The organism is Corynebacterium sp. ES2715-CONJ3 (assembly GCF_024814365.1).
Lineage (GTDB): Bacteria > Actinomycetota > Actinomycetes > Mycobacteriales > Mycobacteriaceae > Corynebacterium.
Genome location: NZ_JANUXS010000006.1, coordinates 1 through 25,134 on the forward strand (window position 1 = coordinate 1; position 25,134 = coordinate 25,134).

At 53.3% G+C, this 25,134-nt stretch carries 21 protein-coding genes; 19 read left to right on the forward strand and 2 right to left on the reverse strand.

The window, feature by feature from the left end; all coding sequences use genetic code 11:
- The 17 genes from NXT00_RS07765 to NXT00_RS07845 all read left to right on the forward strand — a co-directional run.
- The coding region (locus NXT00_RS07765; protein WP_396124962.1) for a hypothetical protein at positions 1-875 on the forward strand (875 nt) is incomplete at its 5' end.
- Between the two features lie 148 nt (positions 876-1,023).
- Positions 1,024-3,249, forward strand: a complete 2,226-nt coding sequence (locus NXT00_RS07770; RefSeq protein WP_259158645.1) for an Ig-like domain-containing protein — start codon at positions 1,024-1,026, stop codon at positions 3,247-3,249.
- 209 nt (positions 3,250-3,458) lie between these two features.
- Positions 3,459-4,979, forward strand: coding sequence for a GTPase ObgE (obgE, locus tag NXT00_RS07775; RefSeq protein ID WP_259158646.1), 1,521 nt, complete (start codon positions 3,459-3,461; stop codon positions 4,977-4,979).
- Between the two features lie 9 nt (positions 4,980-4,988).
- Complete coding sequence (gene proB, locus NXT00_RS07780) at positions 4,989-6,116, forward strand: glutamate 5-kinase (protein WP_259158647.1); 1,128 nt, start codon at positions 4,989-4,991, stop codon at positions 6,114-6,116.
- A gap of 93 nt (positions 6,117-6,209) precedes the next feature.
- Positions 6,210-7,484, forward strand: coding sequence for a glutamate-5-semialdehyde dehydrogenase (locus tag NXT00_RS07785; RefSeq protein WP_259158648.1), 1,275 nt, complete (start codon positions 6,210-6,212; stop codon positions 7,482-7,484).
- A gap of 9 nt (positions 7,485-7,493) precedes the next feature.
- Positions 7,494-8,120, forward strand: a complete 627-nt coding sequence (gene nadD / locus NXT00_RS07790) for a nicotinate-nucleotide adenylyltransferase (protein WP_259158649.1) — start codon at positions 7,494-7,496, stop codon at positions 8,118-8,120.
- Between the two features lie 85 nt (positions 8,121-8,205).
- The gene (gene rsfS, locus NXT00_RS07795) at positions 8,206-8,673 is read left to right on the forward strand and encodes a ribosome silencing factor (protein WP_259158650.1); all 468 of its coding nucleotides are present in this window, start codon (positions 8,206-8,208) and stop codon (positions 8,671-8,673) included.
- A gap of 55 nt (positions 8,674-8,728) precedes the next feature.
- On the forward strand, positions 8,729-9,484 hold the full coding sequence (locus tag NXT00_RS07800) for a histidine phosphatase family protein (protein ID WP_259158651.1): 756 nt from the start codon (positions 8,729-8,731) through the stop codon (positions 9,482-9,484).
- A 93-nt stretch (positions 9,485-9,577) separates the two neighbouring features.
- Positions 9,578-10,375, forward strand: a complete 798-nt coding sequence (locus NXT00_RS07805; RefSeq protein ID WP_259079712.1) for a DegV family protein — start codon at positions 9,578-9,580, stop codon at positions 10,373-10,375.
- 929 nt (positions 10,376-11,304) lie between these two features.
- On the forward strand, positions 11,305-13,125 hold the full coding sequence (locus NXT00_RS07810; RefSeq protein WP_259158652.1) for an ABC transporter ATP-binding protein: 1,821 nt from the start codon (positions 11,305-11,307) through the stop codon (positions 13,123-13,125).
- Positions 13,126-13,131: 6 nt separating this feature from the next.
- On the forward strand, positions 13,132-14,883 hold the full coding sequence (locus NXT00_RS07815) for an ABC transporter ATP-binding protein (protein WP_259158653.1): 1,752 nt from the start codon (positions 13,132-13,134) through the stop codon (positions 14,881-14,883).
- 419 nt (positions 14,884-15,302) lie between these two features.
- Positions 15,303-16,424 carry a hypothetical protein gene (locus tag NXT00_RS07820; RefSeq protein ID WP_259158654.1) on the forward strand — a complete coding sequence of 374 codons (1,122 nt, stop codon included), beginning with the start codon at positions 15,303-15,305 and terminating at the stop codon, positions 16,422-16,424.
- A 133-nt stretch (positions 16,425-16,557) separates the two neighbouring features.
- Entirely contained in the window at positions 16,558-17,316 is a 759-nt protein-coding gene (locus NXT00_RS07825) for a ComEA family DNA-binding protein (RefSeq protein ID WP_259158655.1), read from the forward strand.
- On the forward strand, positions 17,313-18,980 hold the full coding sequence (locus tag NXT00_RS07830; protein ID WP_259158656.1) for a ComEC/Rec2 family competence protein: 1,668 nt from the start codon (positions 17,313-17,315) through the stop codon (positions 18,978-18,980). Before NXT00_RS07825 ends, NXT00_RS07830 begins: the two co-directional genes overlap by 4 nt.
- Entirely contained in the window at positions 18,977-19,918 is a 942-nt protein-coding gene (gene holA, locus NXT00_RS07835) for a DNA polymerase III subunit delta (RefSeq protein WP_259158657.1), read from the forward strand. The genes NXT00_RS07830 and holA overlap by 4 nt, the downstream gene beginning before the upstream one ends.
- A gap of 18 nt (positions 19,919-19,936) precedes the next feature.
- Positions 19,937-20,359: an ankyrin repeat domain-containing protein gene (locus NXT00_RS07840; protein WP_259158658.1), complete on the forward strand. Its 423-nt coding sequence runs from the start codon at positions 19,937-19,939 to the stop codon at positions 20,357-20,359.
- Complete coding sequence (locus NXT00_RS07845) at positions 20,346-20,981, forward strand: LysE family translocator (protein ID WP_259158659.1); 636 nt, start codon at positions 20,346-20,348, stop codon at positions 20,979-20,981. The genes NXT00_RS07840 and NXT00_RS07845 overlap by 14 nt, the downstream gene beginning before the upstream one ends.
- Positions 20,982-21,019: 38 nt before the next feature.
- On the opposite strand, the gene rpsT is transcribed toward NXT00_RS07845, so the two are convergent.
- Positions 21,020-21,283: a 30S ribosomal protein S20 gene (gene rpsT / locus NXT00_RS07850; protein ID WP_259079752.1), complete on the reverse strand. Its 264-nt coding sequence runs from the start codon at positions 21,281-21,283 to the stop codon at positions 21,020-21,022.
- A 175-nt stretch (positions 21,284-21,458) separates the two neighbouring features.
- Positions 21,459-22,007 (reverse strand): growth inhibitor PemK, encoded by a 549-nt coding sequence (locus NXT00_RS07855; RefSeq protein ID WP_259079754.1) that lies wholly within the window; start codon positions 22,005-22,007, stop codon positions 21,459-21,461.
- A 108-nt stretch (positions 22,008-22,115) separates the two neighbouring features.
- On the opposite strand from NXT00_RS07855, the gene lepA reads away from it, so the two are divergent.
- Together lepA and NXT00_RS07865 are read left to right on the forward strand one after the other, a co-directional pair.
- Entirely contained in the window at positions 22,116-23,963 is a 1,848-nt protein-coding gene (gene lepA / locus NXT00_RS07860) for a translation elongation factor 4 (protein ID WP_259079768.1), read from the forward strand.
- Between the two features lie 184 nt (positions 23,964-24,147).
- A complete protein-coding gene (locus NXT00_RS07865) occupies positions 24,148-24,693 on the forward strand; it encodes a CAP domain-containing protein (protein ID WP_259158660.1) in 546 nt (181 codons plus the stop codon).
- Positions 24,694-25,134 lie beyond the last annotated feature (441 nt).

A 25,134-nucleotide genomic window follows, 5' to 3' on the forward strand; every position in this document is an offset into this window, starting at 1 on the left:
TTGTGACTGTTGGTTCTGTGGAGTCTGTGGAGACGACGAGTGCTGATGGCGTAGTGAGTGTTACTGTGCCGCGTGGTCACGATGATGTTGTGGTGGTAGCTCGGGTCGGTTCGATTGAGTCGGCTCCTGTTGTTGTGAGTGCTGTGCCTGTTGTTCCTGCGAGTGTTGTGGGGTCTCAGGTGGAGTCTGCGGATTCGTCGGTTGTGACTTTTGTGGTGGCGGATAAAGATGGTGCGCCGCTTGCGGATCAAGAGGTTGTTGTGACTGTTGGTTCTGTGGAGTCTGTGGAGACGACGAGTGCTGATGGCGTAGTGAGTGTTACTGTGCCGCGTGGTCACGATGATGTTGTGGTGGTAGCTCGGGTCGGTTCGATTGAGTCGGCTCCCATGGTTGTTGCCGCACTGCCTGCACGTATCCCCGCATCGGTAACAGGAAAACAGGACGCGGCCGCTGATCCGGCGATCGTGACCTTCACCGTCACCGACGCCCAAAATCAACCCCTCGCAAATCAGGCAGTTACCATTACTGTTGGTGGGCTCAGCTTCACGGGACACACCAATAATGATGGCATCGTTACCGTTGCAGTGACGAAGACCGAGCAACCTCAGGCAGTTCTTGCCACCATCGGTGATCTGCGTTCGGAGGTCATCACGGTTGCTCCACAGGATGCTGAAGCTCCGAGCAGTTCCGAGCTAGCGCCACCACAAGCATGGGAAATCATTGTGGGGATCATCTCAGGTCTCGCGATTGTGGGACTGATCGCAATGGCTATCAACCATGTGAAACTCATGTTACTTCCTCCAACAACCCCTCCATCGCCGCAAAAAGGCATCGCAAAACCAGCGACGATCTCGCCTCGGCTTGCTAACCACTAACTGCGTGTAGCCGCACAAAATCCCCCATGGTCGTGCGGCTACTTTCTCAGAGTAGTTTTTATCTCCCCTCTTTAAGAAGGGGAGAACAGAATCGATAACAACTTTATTCAATTAGGCCACTCGCGCGATGTGGCTGAGAGGATTTGCAGTGAAGAATTTAATAAAACTGGTGTCTGCAGTTGCAGCGCCAACCCTTGCCCTGAGTGCCTTGTCAGTGCCGCTGGCACCGGCGGCAGGGGCTAAAACCCAAACGGTGGCGGTTCCCTTTAAGTGTGATTTGAATACGGTTGGGTTGCCAGGAATTGCCCAAAGTTCCGCGCACGCGATTTCATCGGGATACTCGTTCTCACTCAGTGTTGAGGCCCCCGAGGCTGTGCTCAAGGGAGACACGTTCTCCTACACAGTCAAACCAGGATTTGTCGGCGCTAAAATGAAATCACAGCAAAGCGGCGCCACCATCTCCATCAGGGCCATGGAACAAGGCAGGCTGGAGATTCTCAAGCCTCAGAATGCCAACGTAGTCAATGTATCACTCAGTGGGGGTGATGCTGGGTTAGAAAAGCATGAAAGCAACCAGAGTATTCGGATCGACAAGGGTGTTCACTCTGACTCGCTGCAAGCTGGGGACCAGCAAGCTCTGAAGAAAGCCGTTCAGCGCGCAGGCTGGCTCGGTTCTGAAAACGGCAACCAAATTGGTTTTAACGTTCCAGAGGTCAGCTACGAAGTGACTGCCACTGAACTCGGGGATATCGACTTTAAATTCCCGCGTCCCGCACAGGATAAGCACCCATACCCTGGGGATGGACCATTTTTTACCTTCCTCATGGAGGCTAATCTCTCCCACCCCTTCCTGGGATCGAATGATTTTGTCGGCCTCATGCGCTGCAATATTGACACTAATAATGCGTTGCCCACAGTAAAGGTGCTCGATCCAGCGGAAGTTGGGAAAAATGTCGAGTCTTTAGAAATCACCCCAACACCGGCGCAGGGCTTTGCAAAAGAAACCTCCGAAGTGGTCTTTTCTGCAAAGGATGCGTCGGGTAATGGCGTGGCCAATGAACTCATAACAACAGTGATCGACGGAGTTGAAGACACAGGGCTGACCGATAATACGGGTCGGTATTCGCGCAGCTTCACCCCGGAAGCTCCCGGAACCGTCACAATCTCCGCCTCCATCGGCACCCGCCACGAGAAAACGATCGAGTACCAGGTAGGTGAGGCCTCTGGCTCGGTGCTTTCAGAGATCTCTGGCACCCTTGAGTGCTCAACGACCTACAGCAGTGGCGATGCTAGTGGCCAGAGATATGTCACCCGAGGGCTCGACGGTACTCATGGTAGCGGAGCAGGGGTCAAAATCGAGCGCAACTTTGCGTTTACTGCAAATATTCAGCACCCAGAAGCTGTACGCCTCGGATCCCAGTTTGACTACCAGCTGCTCAATCCGACCCTGAAAGCTCCCGCTGAAACTAGTGGATCCAAGGCTCGTGAGAAGCTCACATCAAGCGCCTGGAATCGCGGGCGGTTCGCCGTGCAACTCCCTCGCAATGCAGAGGTCGGGGACCCAGTGAAAAAGGGAGACCTTCCCGGTGAGATTACTGTGAATAACAACGCAGTGACCATGGCTCTCGAAACAACCGATGACGTAGATACCAGCGATCTCGCGGCCATTTCGAGCAATAGCACGGGTGGGATCACGTCAATGACTGAGGGAGACGATCTCGTGCTTCGATTCCCTTCAGTATCTCTTCCTGTTACCGCTAATCAAGAAGGAAAAATTGCCTTTGCATTCCCCCAGGGGCCTGGTTTTGCCCCTGAAGATACATTGATCAGCTTTGCGGATGTCGGAGCTTTTCTCGCACCTGGCTTCTTTTTCGATTCCACGTATCCGGTAGCTGGTGTTGTCCGGTGCCATCCGACCACGTCCATGGAGCTGCCATCAGTATCCGTGCTCCCAGCCCTCGAGAGCTTAGATATCTCTGGGCCAGCACGTATAGAGGTCGGTTCCACAGCGGAGTTCGCCGTCACCGTTCGCGACTCTCAAGGGCCAGCGGTGGGCGAGCGCGTAGAAATCAACTATGGCGACACGACCATTGCGGGTCGTACCGACGACCAAGGCATCTATCGTTTCACCGTGGACACCGCCGAAATCGGCACCCTAACTGTGACAGCGACAGCAACGATGTTAACAAAGGCCACCACTCTGGAAGTTATCAGTGACCAACCAAATGAGGATCCTGAAGATTCAGAGCCCTCGAGCAGTACACCTACAGTAACGAAAGATAGCTGGATTTGGGTGTTAATTTCGATGTTCTCTACAATCCTCGCGGGATCCCTCGGGCTGCTCATTTTTAGTCACCTCCTCCCATTTGCCTAACAGACAAGATGGCCAAGCGCCGCCCTCATGTGCTCACAGTTCTATGAGAGCTTGACTATAGGGAAATAGCGGTGGGTAAGGAAGAGAACCTCCCTCTTCCTTACCCACTTTTTTCTTAGGGCTAAAGCGGTGAGATTTGCTAGAATCGAGGAGATCGAGGGCGCCGTTGAATACGCCCTCTCGCTTTTTTAAGGAAGGGTACGGCACTGATGGCTCGTTTCGTCGATCGGGTGGTTCTCCATCTCGCGGCTGGTGATGGGGGCAATGGCTGCGCCTCCATTCATCGGGAAAAATTCAAGCCTCTCGGGGGACCCGATGGCGGAAATGGTGGCCACGGTGGCGATATCATTTTGGAAGTCACTGCTCAGGTACACACTCTCCTAGATCTCCACTATCGTCCCCATATTAAAGCCCAACGTGGCGCTAACGGAGCCGGTGATCACCGCAATGGTGCCCGTGGAGAGGATCTTATTCTGGGAGTACCGGCGGGTACCGTTGTGCTCAATGATAAAGGTGAGACCCTTGCTGATCTGACTGCGGTGGGAATGCAATTCATCGCAGCCAAAGGTGGGGTCGGTGGCTTAGGTAATGCCGCGCTTGCCTCCCATGCACGCAAGGCCCCAGGGTTTGCCCTCAAGGGAGAGCCGGGCGAACAGCACGACGTCATACTAGAGCTAAAATCCATGGCGGATGTTGGTTTAGTTGGCTTTCCGTCGGCAGGTAAATCCTCGCTCATTTCCGTGATTTCTGCCGCCAAACCGAAGATTGGCGATTATCCTTTTACAACACTAGCTCCCAACCTCGGTGTTGTTGAGGTAGGCGATGAAACCATTACCATCGCAGACGTTCCAGGGCTGATTCCCGGCGCGTCGGCTGGCAAGGGCCTCGGCCTGGACTTCCTCCGACATATTGAGCGCACAGCAGTCCTCGCTCACGTTGTTGATACGGCAACTCTTGAGGCCGGTCGCGATCCCGCATCCGATATCGAGGCACTTGAAGCTGAATTAGCCGCCTACCAGTCGGCGCTTGATGAGGATATATCGCTGGGTGATCTTCGCGATCGCCCGCGTATCATTATCTTGAATAAGGCTGATATCCCCGAGGCCGAAGAGCTCGCTGAATTTGTTCGCGAAGACCTCGAGAAGCAGTTCGGGTGGCCCGTTTTTATTATCTCAGCCGTTGCCCGCAAGGGACTCGAGCCTCTTAAGTTCAAACTTCTCGAGATCGTCCAGCAGGCGCGCCGAGAGCGTCCGCGAGACGTTGAGCAACGAGTAGTTGTTCGTCCCCAGCCGCTCGAATCAAAGGGTCGAGGCCGCGGTAAAGTGAAGGAATTCCACGTTCACGAGGACCCCGACATCGAGGGCGGTTTTATTGTGACCGGTGAAAAACCTGAGCGTTGGATTGTTCAGACTGACTTTGAAAACGATGAAGCTGTGGGCTACCTTGCGGATCGACTGAACCGTATGGGCGTGGAAGATGCTCTCTATGAGGCTGGGGCTAAAGCCGGAGCCACAGTGTCTATCGGTCCCGTCTCCTTCGAGTGGGAACCCATGACCGCAGCCGGTGTGGACCCAACTCTTACCGGGCGCGGAACGGATATTCGGCTCGATCGTAATGAGCGTAAATCGGCAGCTGAACGTAAACGCGCCTCCCAGGTGCGTCGTGGTTTGATTGATGAATTCGACTACGGCGACGGTCAAGAAGCTGATCGTGACCGGTGGCAGGGGTAGCGCGTGGAGATGGCTGATACATCCGAAGCGATTCGCAAGCGCATCGCCCGAGCTAAACGCATTGTGGTAAAGATCGGTTCCTCATCACTCACAGGGCCCCACCACCGAGTTGATCCCTTGCGCATTGATGCCCTGGTAAACGCCATGCAGCAGCGCTTTGCACGGGGTACCGAAATTATTGTTGTTTCCTCTGGTGCAGTTGCCGCGGGTATGGGACCGCTGGGATTAGATACCCGACCCACAGATTTAGCCACCAAACAGGCAGTCGCTGCAGTCGGCCAAGTCCACCTCATGCATACCTGGGGCGCGTCATTTGCTCGCTTTGGGCAGACAATCGGGCAGGTCTTACTCACCGCTTCTGATGCGGGAAGCCGTGATCGCGCTCGTAATGCCCAGCAGACCATAGAGAAGCTATTGCGACTTGGAGTCGTTCCCATTGTCAATGAGAACGATACGGTGGCCACCACAGAAATGCGCTTCGGCGATAACGACCGACTCGCCGCCCTCGTTGCGCACCTTAGTCTTGCCGACGCCCTCTTCCTCCTCTCGGATGTTGATGGCCTCTATGATAAGAATCCAAGCGAAAACGGAGCCCGCTTTATTGACGCGGTGCGTGATGAACGCGACCTGAATGGTGTGATCGCAGGTGCTGGCGGTGCCGTGGGTACTGGTGGCATGGCTTCTAAGGTACAGGCGAGTCGCATAGCCACCAGAGGTGGGGTCCCGGTGCTTCTCACTTCGGCAGCTTATATCGGTGATGCGCTCGATGACGCGGGTGTGGGAACCGTTTTCCATCCGCAGACGCATACTCTCTCGGCTTGGAAATCGTGGGCGCTCTACGCGGCTGATTCGGGTGGAACAATCCACATTGATGCGGGGGCAGTTGCAGCATTGTCAACGGGTAAAAGCTCCCTGCTGCCTGTAGGTATTACCCAGGTGGAAGGTATTTTTCACGCCGGTGAGATTGTTGATATCTTAGGCCCCCAGGGACAGCTCGTAGGGCGCGGCGAGGTGGCCTATGAATCGAGCGTCATTGAGTCGATTATGGGATTGCAAACCTGTCAGCTGGAAGAACGACGGCCGGTGGTCCACGCCAATCACCTCTCGCTCGACGGCGCTATGATGGCCCAAGAGTAGTCGGCTGGAATATATCATCCTCAGCGCCTATCGATTCGCTAGGGGCTTTGAGGATCAACCGTTCTCGGCGGAGATCTACTACCATCGGTATTTATGAATTCCGATCACCCCGAAACCGAGCAGGTTGTTGCTCGTGCACGAGTCGCCCGGTCTTTGGCCCCTACCGTTGCTCGCCTCTCGACGGCGCGCAAGAATCACCTCCTTAACCAAGCAGCTCAGGCACTCGAGGATCATGCCGAGGATATTCTGCAAGCTAATGCTCGCGATATCACCGCCGGTCGCGAGCGTGGGATGTCTGATAACTTAATTGATCGACTCGCTCTTGATCGAAACCGCATAAAAGGCATGGCCGAGGGGCTGCGCCAAGTGGCCCGACTAAGAGACCCCGTCGGGGATATCGTTGCGGGTCGCGTGATGGAGAATGGAATGAAAATGCGCCAAGTGCGAGTCCCACTTGGCGTTATGGGAATGGTATACGAGGCGCGTCCAAATGTGACCGTTGACGCCTTTGGATTGGCGCTCAAATCTGGCAATGTGGCGCTGTTGCGCGGTTCGCGCTCCGCGGCATTCTCCAATCAGGCACTCGTGAACATTCTGCAGGATGCCGCCCGCGAACAGGGCCTACCGGCAGAGATCGTGCAGTTACTACCTTGTGATACCCATGACAGTGTCACAGCGCTTGTTACCGCTCGAGGCCTCGTGGACGTTGTTATTCCCCGCGGGGGTGCAGGGCTGATTAACGCCGTTGTCCACCAAGCTACAGTTCCTACCATCGAGACAGGAACCGGCAACTGTCATTTGTATATAGATTCCGAGTGTGATCTCGATCAGGCAATCGCGATTTTGATCAATGGAAAGACCCGCCGCACGAGTGTGTGTAATGCCACCGAAACAGTCCTTATCGATAAAGCCCTTAACGCCACCTCCACTCACCGCATTCTTTCAGCCCTTATTGAGGCGGGGGTAACGGTACACGGTGATACTGAGGAATTTCTTCCTCTTGGACTGAGCGAGATCATTCCGGCGACCCAGCAGGATTGGGAAGAGGAATACCTGTCGATGGATATCGCAGTGAAAATGGTTGCTGGTGTCAATGGTGCCATTGCCCATATACGGCAGTATTCCACTGGACATACCGAGGCAATCGCTACCACCAATATCATCACAGCTCAGCGCTTTGTTGACGAGGTTGATTCGGCCGCGGTTATGGTTAATGCTTCGACCGCTTTTACCGACGGCGAACAATACGGGATGGGTGCAGAAATCGGCATTTCCACTCAAAAACTGCACGCCAGAGGTCCCATGGCCTTGCCGGAACTGACCAGCACCAAATGGATCCTTGAGGGCAACGGACATATTAGGCCGTAGTGGAAGATCATGAAGAGCTACCAACACCAGCCTGAGAAAATCGGCATTATGGGGGGAACTTTTGACCCCATCCACCACGGACATTTAGTGGCAGCGAGTGAAGTTGCGGCGCGCTTTCATCTCGATCGCGTCATCTTTGTTCCGACCGGATGCCCGTGGCAAAAAACAGATCGAGTGGTTTCACCAGGCGAAGATCGCTATCTGATGACGGTGATCGCTACAGCTTCGAATCCTCGATTCGAGGTGAGTCGGGTTGATATTGACCGATCCGGACCGACCTACACCATCGACACCCTCAAGGATTTGCGCTCTCTCTATCCTAACGCTGAATTCTATTTCATTACGGGAACCGATGCGCTGGCTAAGATCCTCAGTTGGCGGGAATGGGAAATGATCTTCCATCTCGCCACTTTCGTAGGCGTAACCCGACCTGGCTATCTGCTCGACGATGATATCCTCCCTCCGCGTTACCGCAAAAGAGTGGAGTTGGTGGAAATTCCTGCAATGGCTATCTCATCAACGGATTGTCGACAACGAACGCAAACCTCCAAACCCCTGTGGTACCTCGTACCCGATGGGGTGGTGCAATATATCCACAAGCATGGCCTCTACCGTGCTACCTCAGAACTCAAATGATCGAGGAATTTTTCTCTTCATCGGCTGATTCATGACAGAATACTTGTGAAGCTCTACACCACTGAAAAGGAACAAAAGGATTATAGTGACCGCGACCCACGATACTACCGCACTCGCAGCTACCGCTGCGGTGGCCGCTAACGAAAAACTTGCAACAAATATCGCCGTCATCGACGTCAGCGATGTCATGGCAATTACCGAGATTTTTCTTCTTGCTTCTGCAGATAACGAACGCCAAGTGCGCGCGATCGTCGAGGAGATCGAAGATGTCCTTTCCAACCAGGGCCACGAACCCAAGCGGCGTGAAGGAAATCGGGAGAATCGCTGGGTTTTGCTCGACTACGGTTCCTTTGTTATTCACGTCCAACGCAATACCGAACGTGATTTCTATGGACTCGATAGGCTCTATCGTGATTGCCCACTTATCGAGGTAGATGGGATTGATACGATGGAGCGTCCAACAGAATGGAATGATGACATCGACCTTCGGACCGTGCAGTCCCTCGATGAGATTCCTTTGGTTGAAAACGACCCCGACGAGGAAGAATTGTAAATTCGAGCTGTAGAACCTAACCCCTGGTTGACTCTCTATATCGCGAGAATTTTATATGACACGTCGATTAATTCTGCTCCGGCACGGTGAAACATCGTATAACGCTTCTGGTCGCATGCAAGGCCACTTGGATACTGAGCTCTCGACTCGGGGCCGAGCGCAAGCTGCTCAGGTCGCCGCATTCTTGGAAACTGTCAAAATTTCTCGAATTATTTCCTCTGACCTTACTCGGGCGAGTGAAACCGCTCGGGCAGTCGGGGAGCGCCTCGGTGTTGAGGTCACCATAGATGATCGTTTGCGTGAGACCAATCTGGGTCAGTGGCAGGCCCGTTCTCATGCCGAGGTGGATCGGCAGTTCCCCGGATTACGTGCCTATTGGCGTCACGATCCAACCTGGGCTCCTCCTGGTGGTGAGTCACGGCTTGAGGTTGCACGTAGAGCACGACCGGTTGTTGATGAATTAATGCGCGAATTTGCTCTTTGGGATCAAGGCACCGTTTTATTGGTGGCTCACGGAGGTACCATTTCTGCTCTCACCTCACATCTTTTAGAGCTTGAAAGTCATCAGTACCCACTATTTTCAGGTCTAGGTAATACCTGTTGGGCTCAATTAACGGCTCGTCCTCGTTATAGCTCAGAAATTTCGGAGGATGATGCCGAGGATATTCGGCCAGAAGATCTCATCTTCACCCCAGATAACTGCCAGAATGCTCGATGGTACCTCGACGGGTGGAATATGGGAGTCTCTCTCGGGTATGAATCGATGGGAGCCGCCGGAAACGGAGAAGCTGGCCTTCTGGGAGGAGTTTAACCACCTCGGTAGCGCCCTATTGCTAGGCTCATAGGGGTTCCCACATTATTGGGTGCAACCGCTGGGTATAAATTTTGTGGAGAAAGGGAATCTATGCCAGTTCGTATCGTGACCGATTCTTCTGCGGGACTCCCACATCATGTTGTTGATGAACTCGATATCACTGTCATTGACCTCCATATTGTCAATAGCGACCACGACCAATCCACGTCGGGCCTTAGTGCTTTGGAGCTAACAGCTCAGTATGCGCGCCAACTTGAGCGCGGAGGCGATGAGGGGGTTCTTGCCCTGCACCTATCGAAAGAACTCTCCTCAACATGGTCAGCTGCAGTAACCGCAGCTTCTATTTTTAACCAGAATGTTGCCGTGGTAGATACTCAAAGTATTGGCATGTCGGTCGGGGCGGCTGCGATGGCGGCGGCGCGGATCGCACAAGATGGCGCGCCCCTTCCCGAATGTATCGAATTGGCGGAAGATACTCTAGCACGTTCAGCTACCTGGTTATTTCTGCCGCGCATCGAGCAGATGTGGAAATCCGGGCGCATTAGTGCCGCTACCGCAATGCTATCAACCACCTTGGCAATCAAACCCATTCTGCAGGTACGTTCGGGTCGGATTGAGTTAGCAGCGAAGACTCGAACCCAAGCTAAAGCTTTGACAAAGCTTACCGAGCTGATAGTCCAACGCGCAGCGAATTTACCAGTCTTTATAGCTATACAGCAGCATGAGGCTAAGGATGCGGCGCGCTTGTTGGAAAAGCAACTAAGGGACAATCTCCCCAAGGGTTCGGCCATCATGATCACTGATATGGATCCAATACTAGCCGTCCATTGCGGGGTCGGTGCCGTGGGAGTATCCACGGTTTTCTCTCAAGCGCCAGACGATAACTAGTCAGTTTTGGAAGGTTTTTAAACTGCTGTGCTAGGTTCTACCAGGTTCTACTAGGTTCTACCAGGTTCTACCAGGTTCTACCAGGCTCTACCGGTCACTATCAGGCTCTATCAGGCGCAACCGTGGCAAGGGAAGGTCTCATTGCTATTACAACACAATCGATATGAAGGCAGACCTGCTGCGATCTAAGTATGGGTTCAATCGCTCGCCAGCGGTTCCTAGAGGAAAAAGTGCGAGCTCACCTCTAGCTTCGAAGACACGTGTGGGCACAATGAGAGTGGCCCTAGAGAAGTTGTAGGCAGCTCACCTATGCTGAACGAGGCTGAGCGCTGACTGCGGCGCGCTTTTGTCATCTGTATATGCGTGGTAGCGAGGTGGCGCTGCGCAGGTAGTAGCCATATTTCGCCGTCTTTTGGTCCCTCCCATCATGATTCGAACCTTCGGCGGGGGCGGATGTCGCCCGGTGCCATACCAGCTGCCCCGCCCAAGTGTTTCCTACCTGGAAGTCCGACGTTATAGTGCCAGAGGAATTCCTGAACGCCGCTAGACCCTTCCTCGGGCCTCGAGTGCGCTGACAGGGATCCCAGCCCACCAGCCTTGGGTGACTCGATACCCGAACTGCCTAGATAGGAAGATAACCATTCTCTCAGGTATAGAAGGAAATCTTCATCTTATGGGAGCTGGTTGAGATAACTCGCAACGTATGACCGAATTTAAGGTGCCCGCCTCAGTCTCTTCCACACTTGAGACGGGGGAGCGAAGAGAGTGGTGTACCACTAATCCTTGCTTTATGGGGGAGTAGCGAGTTTACTGAAACTTACTCACAAGCTCAATTAGGTAAGCCTAAGAAAGCCAGGTAGTGGACATTGTCGTCAACCTCTTTCTAGATATTGCTACCCCCTTAGACTCCTCGCCGGAAGGGAATAATTATGGCGTCGACATCCACCATCAGCGCACCAGAGCGTGAAAAACTAAAGCGAGAGCGAGAAGAAGGAAAATCAGCCCTGAAAGAATTACTTCGGCCCATAGCTCTACGTCTAGGAATCGGTCGATTCTTAGCAATTATTGCGGGCTTCCTGGCCATCGGCCCCTATATCGCATTGATCCAGGTGGGCGATACCCTCTACAGCGCCTATAGTCAGGATCTGCCGGTTGACGAGCAATCTGTATGGGCGAGTGTGTATCTCCTCGTGGGAATGTTCTGCGGACGATTATTTATTAACGCCATAGCCTTGGCCATTACCCACTTCGCCGATATTAGATTAGCCGCGATTATTCGTCAGCGTATTCTTGATCGAATCTCCAGCGCTCCTTTGGGATGGTTTTCAAAAACTAATGCCGGCAAAGTTCGCAAAGCATTGCAGGAAGATATCGGGCAGATCCACGCCTTGGTAGCACACCAACCGGTAGACGTCACCCAAGCCATTATTACTCCTGTCGCCCTTTTAATGCTGGCCTTTTTAATCGATTGGAGGCTAGGGCTGCTCACGGTTGCGAGCTTTCCTTTTTATATCGCAGCTAATATTTGGATGCTCAGCGGCATGGGCGAAAAAACCGTTGAGATGGACGCTCACCTAGGTCGCGTATCTGCCACTATGGTGGAATTCTTTACGGGAATCTCGGTGGTTAAGGCCTTTGGGGCGGTGGGACAATCCCATAAACGCTATCAAGATGCTGCCGATGATTTCTCTACGTTTTATCTAGCGTGGGTTACGCCTATGCTCAAAGGTTCTGCCATGGCGGCCGCCTCGATATCTATCCCCATTCTGATGGCAATCAATCTGGGTGGTGGCATCCTCATGATTCGAGCAGGCTGGGTGACTCCACCAGATGTACTGGCGACCACCCTCATCGCTCTGATGATTCCCAGTGCCATCACCGTATTGAGCAATATGATGTGGGCCTATCAATTAGCAGGCGCTGCTGCCCGTCGTCTGCTGATAACTCTCGACACTCCTATTCTTTCGGTCCCCAATACTAAGCTACAACCACGAGGAAACGAGATCCGCTTTGAAGACGTATCCTTCTCCTACGGTGAGCATATAGCGGCCAATCACGTGACCATGACTCTTCGCGAGGACACGGTAACGGCACTCATCGGTGCCAGTGGTTCTGGTAAGACTACTCTAGCCACCTTGGTTGCTCGATTTAATGATCCTGACTCAGGGAGGATCACCATCGGCGGTGTCGACGTGCGCGAACTATCCACACGGATGCTCTATGACACGGTCTCCTTCGTGCTACAAGATCCGCAACTCTTGAGAATCTCCGTGCGCGATAATATCGCCCTCGGCAGGCTCGAGGCCACAATGGAGGAAATCCGCGATGCAGCACACAAGGCGCATATTCTTGACACCATTGAGGCTCTCCCGAAGGGTTTTGACACTATCGTCGGAACGGACACTCATTTCTCCGGGGGCCAGGCTCAACGAATTGCCATCGCGCGAGCACTTTTAGTGGATGCCCCGATCCTCATCCTGGATGAGGCCACGGCATTTGCTGACCCCGAATCGGAAGCAGATATTCAGCAAGCGCTGACCACCTTAGTTAAGGGTAAAACGGTGCTCGTTATTGCGCATCGTCTGGAATCAATTGTGGGTGCTGATCAGATCATAGTCCTAGAACACGGCCATGTCGCAGCAGCGGGAAGTGCAAAGGACCTCCAAGGTCATCCGCTGTATCAGCAGTTACTGACCACATCTCAATCCGCCCACCTCAGGTCGCTGGAATCTCAGCGGAAAGGACATTAAGACGTTATGAAACCTCTCATTTTCTCTTTTTTTTCGCTGAGTAGCGTTTTTCTCACTGATCCTCGGTGTCTCTACCGCGCGATCATATCTAGCATTGCGATGGGAGTCCTCGAAGGGTTGTCGCTATTTCTTATTATTCCTGCTATTTACGCTTTATCAACAGATACTCCCGCCTGGGGGCTTAGTGCCTATGGCTGGCTAGTAGTATTCATACTCTCAGCGATCATAGCGGCTGTCTTGGGATATATCGATACCCGTCTTAGCTACGCAGCGGCCCTCGATATTGTTCAGAATATCCACCGGTCAATTGGTCATCAGGTAGCACGACTGCCGCTCGGATGGTTTCAGCAGCCAATAGCAGGTCGGCTGTCCCGCCTGGTCTCGGGCGAGCTCATGCTTACCTCTGAGATCTTCGCTCACCTCATGGGTCCTATTGCTGGGAAAATGGCAGCCATTGTTGTCATCTTGGTGTGCATGCTGGCATGGAATATCACCCTCGGAATCTTGCTAGCTGTCTCTATGTTGATATTTCTCGTCTTCGTCTATCTCTCCTCGGCAATTGGTCACTACGCTCACGCTCAGGCTGAACCTTTAGAAAAAGAGATCAGTGACCGCGTCGTAGAATTTACCCACTGCCAGCCGGCCCTACGCGCATGCGGTAGGAGTCAAGATTTTGCCCCCTTAACGGCGGCAACTACTCAGTGGCGGCAACGGAAGTCCCGCTTGCTGTGGTGGGAGTTTCTCGCTAATGCCTTAACTGGAAGTTTGACTCAAGTTGTGGTGGTGGCCCTTATGACGCTCATTGCACAACTCAGTTTGGACGGTTCCCTTAGCCCTATAGAAACCATTGCTTTTATGGGGGTAACACTGCGCTTTTCCCAGTTGTTGCTGATCCTTGCGGAAAGTTCTTTCGGTCTGGAATCCAGGCGTAGTAGCGCCGAAGCATTCCACGAGGTGCTCACCGCTGAAGCGCTGCCAGAACCTCGTGAGGATGCAGCGCAACCTACGCCGGGCAGTGTGGAATTTGAGCACGTGCCCTTCTCCTATCTAGAAAATACTCCCGTGATCAAGAATGTTAGTTTCCTAGTTCCACCTCGGTCGATGGTAGCCCTAGTGGGGCCTTCCGGAAGTGGCAAAACGACAGTGGCACGGCTGATATCGAGGTTCTATGAAGTAGATTCCGGAGCGGTCAAAGTTGGCGGTGCGAATGTCAAGGAGTTAAAGACACGCACCCTAATGTCGCAGCTATCGATGGTCTTTCAAGAAGTCTATCTTTTTGATGACACTCTGATCGCCAATATCAGGATCGGCCGGCCCACCGCTACCGATGATGAGGTCAAAGAGGCTGCCGCATTAGCCGGTGTGACCGAAATTGTGCGACGCCTTCCCAACGGATGGGAGAGCCCGGTCGGCGAGGGAGGTAAGTCTTTAAGTGGGGGCGAAAGGCAGCGCGTGGCCATAGCTCGCGCGCTGCTAAAAAATGCGCCCATCGTGCTTTTCGACGAAGCTACCAGCGCCCTCGATCCCGAAAATGAGGCAAATATCGTGGCGGCATTTGCCACATTGCGCGAAACCTCCACTGTCGTAGTTATCGCGCATAAATTAGACACCATTATGGGTGCGGATCAGATTGTGACGCTCAACGCTCAAGGCGAGATCGAGGATATCGGAACCCATGAGCAGTTATACGCTCGCACTGGGACCTACCGTGATTTCTGGGATAGCCGAGCGAAAGCCAAAGGGTGGCACCTAGCGTAGATACGCTTCTCCGTAAAAATATCGCTGTGCGCCCGCAAATTACTCACAGCTGACCGCGCACTTTTTCTAAACAGAGCGTTTTAGGCATAGCCCTCCAGACGCTCTGACAGACGTTCTTGCAACAGAGTTCCAGCACAGGTGGGTGAGGAGTCCCATCCAGAAACCAGCAGTGATCGGGAGAGCTCTTCGTTTAGGCACTGGGATGGTAGCTTCGATCCGGTTCGATACTGTGGGGGATCAGAGGTAGCAACGCGGCTAATTGGGTATAGGGACGGAAGTTATTCTTCAGCGGGGATCGACCCTCATCAATCTAATCCGATGGGGATTACCCCCATTACGGGCTTATCGAGGAGAAAAGTTCCAATTATGAATTAAATTAGGGATCGCGAATACATCCATTTTCTCTACCAAAGGTTGTTATGTCTCTTCCCTCCCGTCGATCCTTCTACCCAAGCCTCGTTGTGCTTGTCGGCCTCGTACTAAGCTCATGTTCTACACCATCTGATACCCCTCAAACCCAGGCGGTAGCTGACCTTGAAACTACCTCCAGCCCGCAACCAGCGTGCGAGAATCCACAGCTAGATCTTCTCGAAACTGAATTTGGGCTGTGGGGATCACCACAGAAAATAAATACCGAGACCGCAGGGAAAGACAATAACTATTGGTTGGAGACAGACGTTATTGATAACCACTTCGATCCATGCGCAGATTACTCTTATATCGTTATAGAAGGTCGACCACCTGAGTTTGTTGGTTCGCAACTTCCTCCCAAAAAGGCGGTGCTCTTCTTTGCTGGTGAGCACTTCATCCCCGGACAAGATATGCCTTTTATCAATGAGGTAAAAGATATCTCCCTTGATGGTGCTACCGCCACGGTTGATTACCAGAGCAAGATTATGTACAACGGTGAAACCTTTGATTATACAATAAACTACACGCTGAGCCCACAGGACGTGGTGGAAAAAGGCAGGCACGAGCCTACTGGCAATACCTCGAATATGATGCGCACTGATTTCCATCGCTCACCGCCACCCGGGGATAGCTTCAGCTATACCCGTCTCGGCAATATCTCCCACAAGCTCTATGATTACGAGGAAGATTGGGCTGGTTACTACGTCAATATACCTATCGGCGAGATCACCATGCGGTGCACACTTTTGAGCTCTTTCGATTATAACTTCACCGATCAGGTTGACTGCCTAGCCCCAGAACCCATCTTCCCACCAGTCGATACCCGCCGTGTGCCCGCCCCGCTAATATCTCCCGGCGAGAAAGGGTACTACTCGGTGAGTATGTCATTCTCGTACCCCACCGGTATCTATACCGACTACTTAAATCTCGGCAATGCTGACTCTTTTACTGATATGAAGGATGAAGCGATTACGAAGGTTGGCAATCTATTCTTCGATACTCGTGGAGATTCAGTGCGGATCACGGACTACCATATGGAATACGAAATAGGCCCTAATCTGGTCAGGGAAAATCCGGCAGACGAGGTCGATATGTCGCGGTGGCCTACTCGTTTAGATCACTGGCAATAAACGGCGCCCTAAATTTTATTGAATCCTATTCGCACGCAGCAGAGAGCAGAGAGCAGAGAATTTATCCACACAATCCTTCAAGCCCCAATGAGTTAAGTCGCGGTCCAGGCTGATCTACTCTTTGCTTGAAGGTATGGAGGACACTACTAGGTCTGAAGGCAGGTTCGCCGCCGCCGTTGTGGATACGATTCGGCGGCGCGATCGACCGACGGGCTCTATATCTTCACGCCGCATCAAAGAGCTCTACCGGTCTCACCCTGCGCAGGAAGAGCTGGCCTTTGATAATCCTCTCGACTGCACCCCACGACTGACAGTGAGCCCTCTAGTTGCGCTGGTGGTGGTGAGCGTGGGGCTAATTGGGGTCATTGCGGTGTGGCTGGGAGCTTTCGCCTACGAATCTCCAGCTCCGCAACCTGTACTCCGTGTGACTGGTGCGATCCCCACCCCTTTACCAGTGGCGCCACCGAGAACGGAGATTGTGGTGGCTGTCGTCGGCGCCGTGGAGCACCCTGGGTTGTATCGCTTTAGTGATCCTGATGCGCGTATAGCGGATGCCCTTAAGCGCGCAGGCTTTGAGAATGCCATTTCTCTGGCAGGTATTAATCTAGCCCAGCGACTCACCGATGGTATGCAGATTACCGTGGAGTCCGACACAGATGCCTCGATCGCTGATGCTCCCGCGGTATCAGGCGGCACTCCGAAGCGGGTAGCTCTCAACTCGGCGGGGCGAGAGGAATTAGAGTCTCTTCCCGGTATCGGGACAAAAACAGCAGAGGCCATCATTGCGTACCGCGAGCGCGTCGGAGCTTTCAGTACTATCGAACAACTTCAGGATGTCAAGGGCATTGGCCCGAGTAAATTTGCGGCTGTCAAAGATCAACTCGTTTTATGAAAAACCAGAGCCAGGTACGCCTTCTCCCCAGCGCCGCGACTATCTGGGCGGCTATGTTTGCAGTATTCGAGGCCCGCTACCACGATCACAGTTATCTTCTCATTATCGTTGTCGGTCTTTTTATCCTATTCATCTTAGGGATCGTTCTTAGCCGTATTGATCGTGGCCAAGCAATCCTTACCAGCGGCAGCGGAAGTATAGCGCTTTTTATAGCAACGCTACGTCTCAAACAAGCAGAGAGCTTTTCTTTTTCCTCTCCCACCCTCATGCGTGCCCTCGATTCAGCCCGCGTCGGTGGCAGTGGCGCCGTGCAGCATTTTTCCCCTCCCGGCTACCCCGGATCGATCTCGGTATTCTCCCCGCGGCCCTTGAATATTATTCCTGGTGAACTGGCAATGGTGAAGGGCTATCCTGACCATGGGAGGGGCCTGGGGTTAGATGCACTGATTTTCCACGCGCTGGAAGCAGTACGAGCGTCCCCGGTGCATCCCGTGCTGTCTTTTCGCCATGAGCTGCGACTAATCTTCCGTCATCACGCAGAGGAGATTATTGACGGTGACGCCGGTGCACTAGTTCCAGCCATGGTCTTCGGTGATATTTCGGGTCAGAGTCCCCAGTTGCGGCAGGATTTTATCCTCAGCGGTTTAGCCCATCTCAGTGCTGTCAGTGGAGCCAATATCACCATGATTCTCACAGCAGTAGTCGTGCTTTTTGCGCGCTGTTCACCGCGCATGCGCGCATTTGGGGCGCTGCTGGTGATGGCGGCATATATTTTCGTCGTAGGTATGGAGGCCTCGGTATTACGCGCTGGGTTCATGGGAGCCGTTGGCATGATTGCGCTAGTGACCGCCGCTGTGCGCGCCCCCATGAACGCCTTAGCTATCAGTAGTGGAATACTCTTGCTTTACCACCCAGGTTTTGCCACTCACTGGGGGTTTGCCCTCTCGGTGGGAGCCACGGCTGGAATTATAGTGATCAATCCGTGGATCTACTGGCATCTGCGTCATATGCCAGGGCCTGCGATAATATGGAAATCTCTCAGCGTAGCGCTGGCCGCGCAGCTGAGCACCATGCCACTTGTGGCAGGCATGGCGGGCCATATCTCGGTGGTGAGCATCTTCGCCAACCTTATCTGCGCTCCCGCTGTTCCGGTGGTCACGATTTTTGGCCTCATCGCCGCCGGTTGCGTGGGGCTCGGAGAGCTAGTAAGCCCGCTTGCACATATCGGAGATTTCATCCTGTGGGTGCTCGCCCCCGTAGCCCGCTGGATTATCTCTACCGCACATATAGCCGCTCATCTCAATGGAGCCGTGATCACCGTAGCCTCACCAGTGAAGTGGGCAATTGTCATTGCCTTGTGGGCACTCTATGCGATCTCGAAGAGCCGCACGTGGTGGGTGCTAGCCTTAGCTGCGCTGGTACTTGGAGTACTGTCACTGCCCCAGCATGAACTACCAGAGCCAGATCTGAGCTCTATACGAACCTACGAAGTGAATTCGCTGCAAGAACTAACAGACCAACATACTATCCCAGCAGGTACAGAAGCTATTATCGTGCGCTCTCATAAGGACGTGTCAGCAGATTATCCAACAGTGACCCAAACCGGGATCCCGGTGTACTTTCGCGCACCTGACGGTTACTCACAGCTAGAATCGAGCCCATGAAACCTGTCCACCTCATTCTTGGCGACGAAGACTTTCTCATCGAGCGCACCATCAAAGAGATCAGTGCCGCTATCAAGTCGCACGCTCCTACGGGCACGACTATTGATATCACCCATATCCGCGCCGGGGATATCACCAAGGCGGAGCTTTTAGACTTACTAAGTCCATCACTATTTGGCGAGGATCGCATCGTCGTGATCGACCGAATGGATGAGGCAGGTAAGGAACCCGCTCAACTCATCGTCGAGCTTGCGCGAGATCCCGGACCCGGTATTTATGTCATCATTAGCCATTCGGGTGGAGGTCGGCAAAAAGCACTGGTGACGCCCCTGAAAAAGCTTGCCGAGGTCCATGAGATAGAAGCGCCCAAGCAGCACCAGCGGACCCAATGGTTGAACCAGGAATTTCGACGCCTCGGGGTCCAGGTCACCCCCGATGTGCTCCAGGTTCTCCTTGAAGGCGTGGGTTCAGATCTACGTGCCCTCTCCAGTGCCGTAGATCAGCTAGTGGCAGATACTGATGGCGAGGTTACGGCTGGAAAGGTACGTCAGTACTATGAGGGTGTTGCTGAGGTTAGCGGTTTCGATGTTGCCGATCTCGCTTGCCAGGGAGATACCTTCAAGGCCCTGGCTAGTATGCGACGAGCCTTACAGCTGGGGGTGGAACCAGCTGCACTTGCCACCGCTTTGAGCATGAAAGTATCGGGAATTGCGCGCCTATACTCCTCCCAACCGCACCCTTCCTTAGCCGGTCAACTAGGGATGCACCCCTATGTCCTGGAAAAGACTGCGCAACTAGCGCGGCGATGGCGGGGAGACAATATCAGCCAAGCAGTGATCATTGCAGCCGAATTGGATGCGGAAGTTAAAGGTCAGGGGGGAGATCCAGCCTTCGCCCTCGAGCAGGCGGTGCGTCAAATTTCGCAGCTGGCTGGCTAGATTCCTAAGATGGGGATAATGACGACCCCTTCTCCAGACCCTGAATTGCAAGCCTTTATCAACGAGCTCTTTCACCTCGCTCGCACCGGAGGCGAGCCCGCCTGCGATAGGCTGAGGACGCTCGTTAGTCTGGGGCTTAACCCCAATATTAGTAATGAGGAGGGCAATACTCTCCTCATGATAGCCGCCTATAGCGGCCATGCTGATATTGTCCGGGAGTTAATCAATATGGGGGCGGACCTTAATCAATTAAACGACCGGGGACAGTCCCCGTTGGCAGGAGCGATATTTAAGAAGTATCCAGAGGTCATTGCTACTCTGATTAATCACGGCGCTGATCCTCATATCGGTCATCCCAGCGCTTATAACACCGCAAAAATGTTTGAACTCAGCGACCTTGTAGCCCACCTTGACGCTCACGATTCCGGTGACAAGCGCTGATATTATCGGGTTGATCACGCTCAACCTCATTGGCATGATCAGCCCTGGACCGGATATATTTCTCCTCATCCGACTAGCCACAAAATCTCGGCCGCATGCCCTCGCCGCCACTCTCGGTATCGCCAGCGGGCTCACGGTGTGGGTGATCGCAACGGTTGTGGGAGCCTCCACCCTGCTTCATGCTTATCCATCGATCATGGGGGCTATTCAACTTATCGGCGGCTTATGGTTGGGTTTTATGGCGAAGAATGTACTCACGTCCGCTCTCGCCCAGTACCGGAAGGGTACTCAGCTCGATATTGATCACGCGGCACGCTTAGGTAGCCTCAAATATTGCTATCGCCTGGGCCTAGCAACAAATCTGTCTAATCCCAAAGTGGTGCTCTATTTCGCAGCGATTATCGCACCATTCCTGCCACCCAACCCACATATCGGCCAAGCGCTTCTCGTGGTGGCAGTCATGATAATGACCACCGTTCTAGGCTTTTCTACACTTGTTATGGCCTTCTCAGCTCGTCCGGTGCGCCACGTATTCTATCGCTTTAGCTATATCGTGGATTTTATCGCCGGCGGATTTTTTGCAGTTGCCTCAATTGGTTTAATCATCGCAGGGTTATTTTAAAAAAATCCCGCTGATCGGTGAGGATCAGCGGGATTTTTTTAAGCCATCTTATTTAAAGCTGTGGCCATACGGGACTTCTTGTTTGCCGCATTATTGCGGTGGAAGACACCCTTGGTAACAGCCTTGTCCAGTTGACGCGAAGCAACACGCAATTGGTTTTCGGCGCCGGCCTTATCGCCTTCGGCAACTAGAGCGCGGAATTTACGGATCTCGGTGCGAACCTTCGAACGAATTGCCTGGTTGCGCTGACGAGCCTTCTCGTTGGTGAGAACGCGCTTCTTCTGTGACTTAATATTTGCCATGTGTATACCTCTTATTCGGATATCTTAGTGCACCACGGCTGCTACAAGTTGAAGTTCGCGGCGATCCCAAGGTCCTGACCGCTCGAAGATGAACTTAACCACCATGGTGGTGTTGTTTCGGACAACGAACGAAAACCTTACCACCTCCGCTAACTAAAAGCGAACACGTAAGCAGTTATTTCCACCCGAATTCACGGCGCAAGCGATTGGCTATCGACTCCCACCGGCGCGGCGGGATCACAGCCCCCTGGCGCCTAATCACGATCTCTGGAACCTGCACTAATTTATCAAGCCTGGCCCAGGCATTCCGCCCCGTCTCATCCCACGGCCCTGCCCCTATTTCAGCCCATGATGAACTGAGCGCATGTGCAGGATTAGGGGAGGTAATCAGGCCCAGAAGCTTATCCCCACTGCGGCCCACCACGATGAGGGCTCGTTCGAAATCCGGTTCGCTCGGGCGGGTAAAAAAAACCACTTCGCCAGGATCGACTTGGCCATCCATATTGGGGGCATAAATAAGCCCGCGCGGATATTCAGCGGTGTCGACGACTGCGATATCAGCGCGCGCCGGAGTGCGAAGGTGGTGGGCGTCGATTCGCTCAGTGAGCCCGAGTTGAGAGGCGAGAGCCTTCAGGCCCTTATCGAGGTTGGAGGTTTCGTCGCTTCGAAATAGCCTCACCATGATCGCCCGCAAGATACGTCGCACTAAGGAATCCGGCTTCATAATCTTTCAGTTTATCCTTCTGAAGCATCTAGAGGGGGCCTAAGTCGGGAGAGTATACAGAGGTGGGGTAAAATCGGGAGAAGAATTGCAGTTGGAGAAAGGGAATTAATGGCCAAGAATTTCGCGGAGCAGACTTTTTCGGATCTCTCCAAGATCCGTAACTTCTGTATTATCGCCCATATCGACCATGGAAAATCGACCTTAGCGGATCGTATTTTACAGTACTCCAATGTTGTCGATGCCCGCGATATGCGCGAACAATACTTAGACAATATGGATATCGAGCGTGAGCGCGGCATCACTATTAAGGCGCAAAACGTTCGGCTACCCTGGGTGCCGCGTTCCGGTGCGCACAAAGGTGAAGAAATCGTGATGCAGATGATCGACACCCCGGGCCACGTTGACTTCACCTATGAGGTTTCTCGAGCGCTCGAAGCCTGCGAAGGAGCTATCCTCCTAGTTGACGCCGCCCAAGGCATCGAAGCTCAAACTTTGGCGAATCTCTACCTAGCCATGGAGAATGACCTCGAGATTATTCCCGTACTTAATAAGATCGATCTGCCAGCCGCAGATCCAGAGAAATATGCCCAAGAAATTGCCCATATTATTGGATGCGAACCAGATGATGTTTTGCGGGTGTCAGGTAAAACCGGTGAAGGCGTTGAAGCTCTCCTCGATAAAGTAGCCGAATTGGTGCCGCCACCGACCACCGATCACGGCATTGATGCGCCGGCGCGCGCCATGATTTTCGACTCGGTCTATGACACCTACCGCGGCGTGGTTACCTATATTCGTATGATCGACGGGAAGCTGACCCCTCGACAGAAAATTAAGATGATGTCGAGCAGTGCCGTTCACGAGTTGCTGGAAATTGGCATTGTGTCGCCCACCCCCAAAAAGTGTGACGGCTTAGGCCCTGGTGAAGTGGGATATCTGATCACTGGCGTCAAAGATGTACGCCAGTCCAAGGTTGGAGATACCGTTACTTGGGCCCAAAACGGCGCCGAAGAGGCTCTGCAAGGCTATGCTGATCCCAAACCCATGGTGTACTCAGGGCTGTTCCCAATTTCGCAAGCCAACTTCCCAGATCTGCGTGAAGCACTGGAGAAATTACAGCTCAATGACGCTTCATTGTCCTGGGAGCCGGAAACCTCTGTGGCTCTGGGCTTCGGCTTCCGCTGCGGATTCCTTGGATTGCTCCATATGGAGATCACCAGGGACCGCCTCGAACGCGAATTCGGCCTTGATCTCATCTCCACTGCCCCCTCGGTGTCCTACCGTGTGGTAGCCGAAGATGGGAGCTCAACTCACGTACACAACCCTTCAGATTGGCCTGGTGGAAAATTACGCGAGGTGTGGGAGCCTATCGTGAAAACCACCATCATCGTGCCCTCCGAATTTGTAGGTAGCACCATGGAACTCTGCCAATCCAAGCGCGGACAAATGGGAGGCATGGACTATTTATCGGAGGACCGCGTAGAACTGCGTTATACCATGCCGCTGGGTGAGATTATCTTCGATTTCTTTGATTCTCTAAAGTCGCGCACCAGGGGATATGCCTCGCTGAATTACGAGGAAGCGGGGGAGCAGCAAGCCGATCTGGTCAAGGTTGATATTCTCCTGAACGGCGATCCAGTGGATGCCTTCTCGGCAATTGTTCACCGTGATTCCGCTTTATGGTACGGCAATAAGATGACGAAGAAACTGAAAGAGTTGATTCCACGCCAGCAATTTGAAATCCCCATTCAGGCCGCGATCGGCGCCAAGGTTATAGCCCGTGAAAATATCCGGGCAATGCGTAAGGACGTGACAGCGAAATGCTATGGCGGCGATATTTCTCGTAAGCGGAAGCTTCTTGAAAAACAGAAAGAGGGCAAGAAGCGCATGAAATCCCTTGGTTCCGTTTCGGTCCCACAGGAAGCCTTCGTGGCAGCACTGAGCACGGACGATAATTAGTCACGGCCTCAGCCCGCGAGATTTTCTCCTCGCGGGAAGCTTAAAGATGCCAGCAACTTAAAGGCACCGGATATTCATGGGTGCTAGCTCATGAGAGTAGACCACTGCCTCAAAAAGCAAGTGACGTGTATCATAAGAACCCATATTCCCTATTCCGCAACCAGTATGAGGAGAGAGCTGCACCATGACAAGGATTCCCCGAACCCTATTAGCTATAACTCTTGCTGGTTCGATGATCACGCCTGGCCCCGCCCACGCACAGATGCCTCCTCTACCCGCCCTATCCTCTCAAGGATCATCTACTGATCTTATAGGCGACTTTTTGGTGCATATTAAACGCAGCGTGGATGATTTTCTAGCACGCATGAGCCCAGCACGGCCGCTGCCACCTTATGATCAGCGCACGGATGAAGCGGTGACCATAGCGCTCATTAACCAAGAGCGCACACGCCGCGGCCTCTATCCGCTCGTCTTCGATGACGTCTTGTATCAACAAGCACGCGGGCATAGTCAATGGATGGCGCATAATCAGTTCCAGCCAAGCGTCGGTATTACCAGTGGTGAACTAATCGCTAGCGCCCCTGGCGTGCTCAGTGGTCAAGCTTTCCACCAGTGGAACAGTGTCCCTGGTGAACGCGCGCTGCTGCTCAATCCGAGACTCACCAGGATCGCGGTCGCGGCACACCGAGCCGTGGATGGGCGCATCCTTTATACCGCACTCGTTCGCTAACAAGGATGTGTAGCGGTGCCGCCTGAACAGTCTCCGTTATGGGAGATGTTCTGCAAAGGTGGTTAGAGCTCCTACCGTCAGCGTGGACGAGTAACTGCCCGCATTCTCTTTCGATCCTCATCATTCGGGGTAGAAATATTAGGGAGATGCTAAGTGTGAGGTGACCTGCGGGTCAGGGTTTACCCTGCAGGTAGCAGAATATTTGCCTCACCTTACCCGTTAGTCGTATTCCTGCCGTCCCCGATCATGGCTCCTCATTTCTGGCTGCCCAGGGTCAAAAAAATTTGCCTGGCCCACTATGACAGACTTCAGCTTGGCTTAGGGCATGCCCGTAGCATCGCTATCTCCAAACTCATCTAAAAGATCTTTGTGAGTGATCCTCAACCTACGATGCGGAGCGATATCTTTTACACTCTAGATTCAAGTATTGAGGGGGCGAGC

Coding starts and splice junctions, on each gene's coding strand:
- obgE (WP_259158646.1), top strand. CDS start 3,459: ATGGCTCGTTTCGTCGATCGGGTGGTTCTCCATCTCGCGGCTGGTGAT.
- proB (WP_259158647.1), top strand. CDS start 4,989: ATGGCTGATACATCCGAAGCGATTCGCAAGCGCATCGCCCGAGCTAAA.
- NXT00_RS07785 (WP_259158648.1), top strand. CDS start 6,210: ATGAATTCCGATCACCCCGAAACCGAGCAGGTTGTTGCTCGTGCACGA.
- nadD (WP_259158649.1), top strand. CDS start 7,494: ATGAAGAGCTACCAACACCAGCCTGAGAAAATCGGCATTATGGGGGGA.
- NXT00_RS07800 (WP_259158651.1), top strand. CDS start 8,729: ATGACACGTCGATTAATTCTGCTCCGGCACGGTGAAACATCGTATAAC.
- NXT00_RS07805 (WP_259079712.1), top strand. CDS start 9,578: ATGCCAGTTCGTATCGTGACCGATTCTTCTGCGGGACTCCCACATCAT.
- NXT00_RS07810 (WP_259158652.1), top strand. CDS start 11,305: ATGGCGTCGACATCCACCATCAGCGCACCAGAGCGTGAAAAACTAAAG.
- NXT00_RS07815 (WP_259158653.1), top strand. CDS start 13,132: ATGAAACCTCTCATTTTCTCTTTTTTTTCGCTGAGTAGCGTTTTTCTC.
- NXT00_RS07820 (WP_259158654.1), top strand. CDS start 15,303: ATGTCTCTTCCCTCCCGTCGATCCTTCTACCCAAGCCTCGTTGTGCTT.
- NXT00_RS07825 (WP_259158655.1), top strand. CDS start 16,558: ATGGAGGACACTACTAGGTCTGAAGGCAGGTTCGCCGCCGCCGTTGTG.
- NXT00_RS07830 (WP_259158656.1), top strand. CDS start 17,313: ATGAAAAACCAGAGCCAGGTACGCCTTCTCCCCAGCGCCGCGACTATC.
- holA (WP_259158657.1), top strand. CDS start 18,977: ATGAAACCTGTCCACCTCATTCTTGGCGACGAAGACTTTCTCATCGAG.
- NXT00_RS07840 (WP_259158658.1), top strand. CDS start 19,937: ATGACGACCCCTTCTCCAGACCCTGAATTGCAAGCCTTTATCAACGAG.
- rpsT (WP_259079752.1), bottom strand. CDS start 21,283: ATGGCAAATATTAAGTCACAGAAGAAGCGCGTTCTCACCAACGAGAAG.
- NXT00_RS07855 (WP_259079754.1), bottom strand. CDS start 22,007: ATGAAGCCGGATTCCTTAGTGCGACGTATCTTGCGGGCGATCATGGTG.
- lepA (WP_259079768.1), top strand. CDS start 22,116: ATGGCCAAGAATTTCGCGGAGCAGACTTTTTCGGATCTCTCCAAGATC.
- NXT00_RS07865 (WP_259158660.1), top strand. CDS start 24,148: ATGACAAGGATTCCCCGAACCCTATTAGCTATAACTCTTGCTGGTTCG.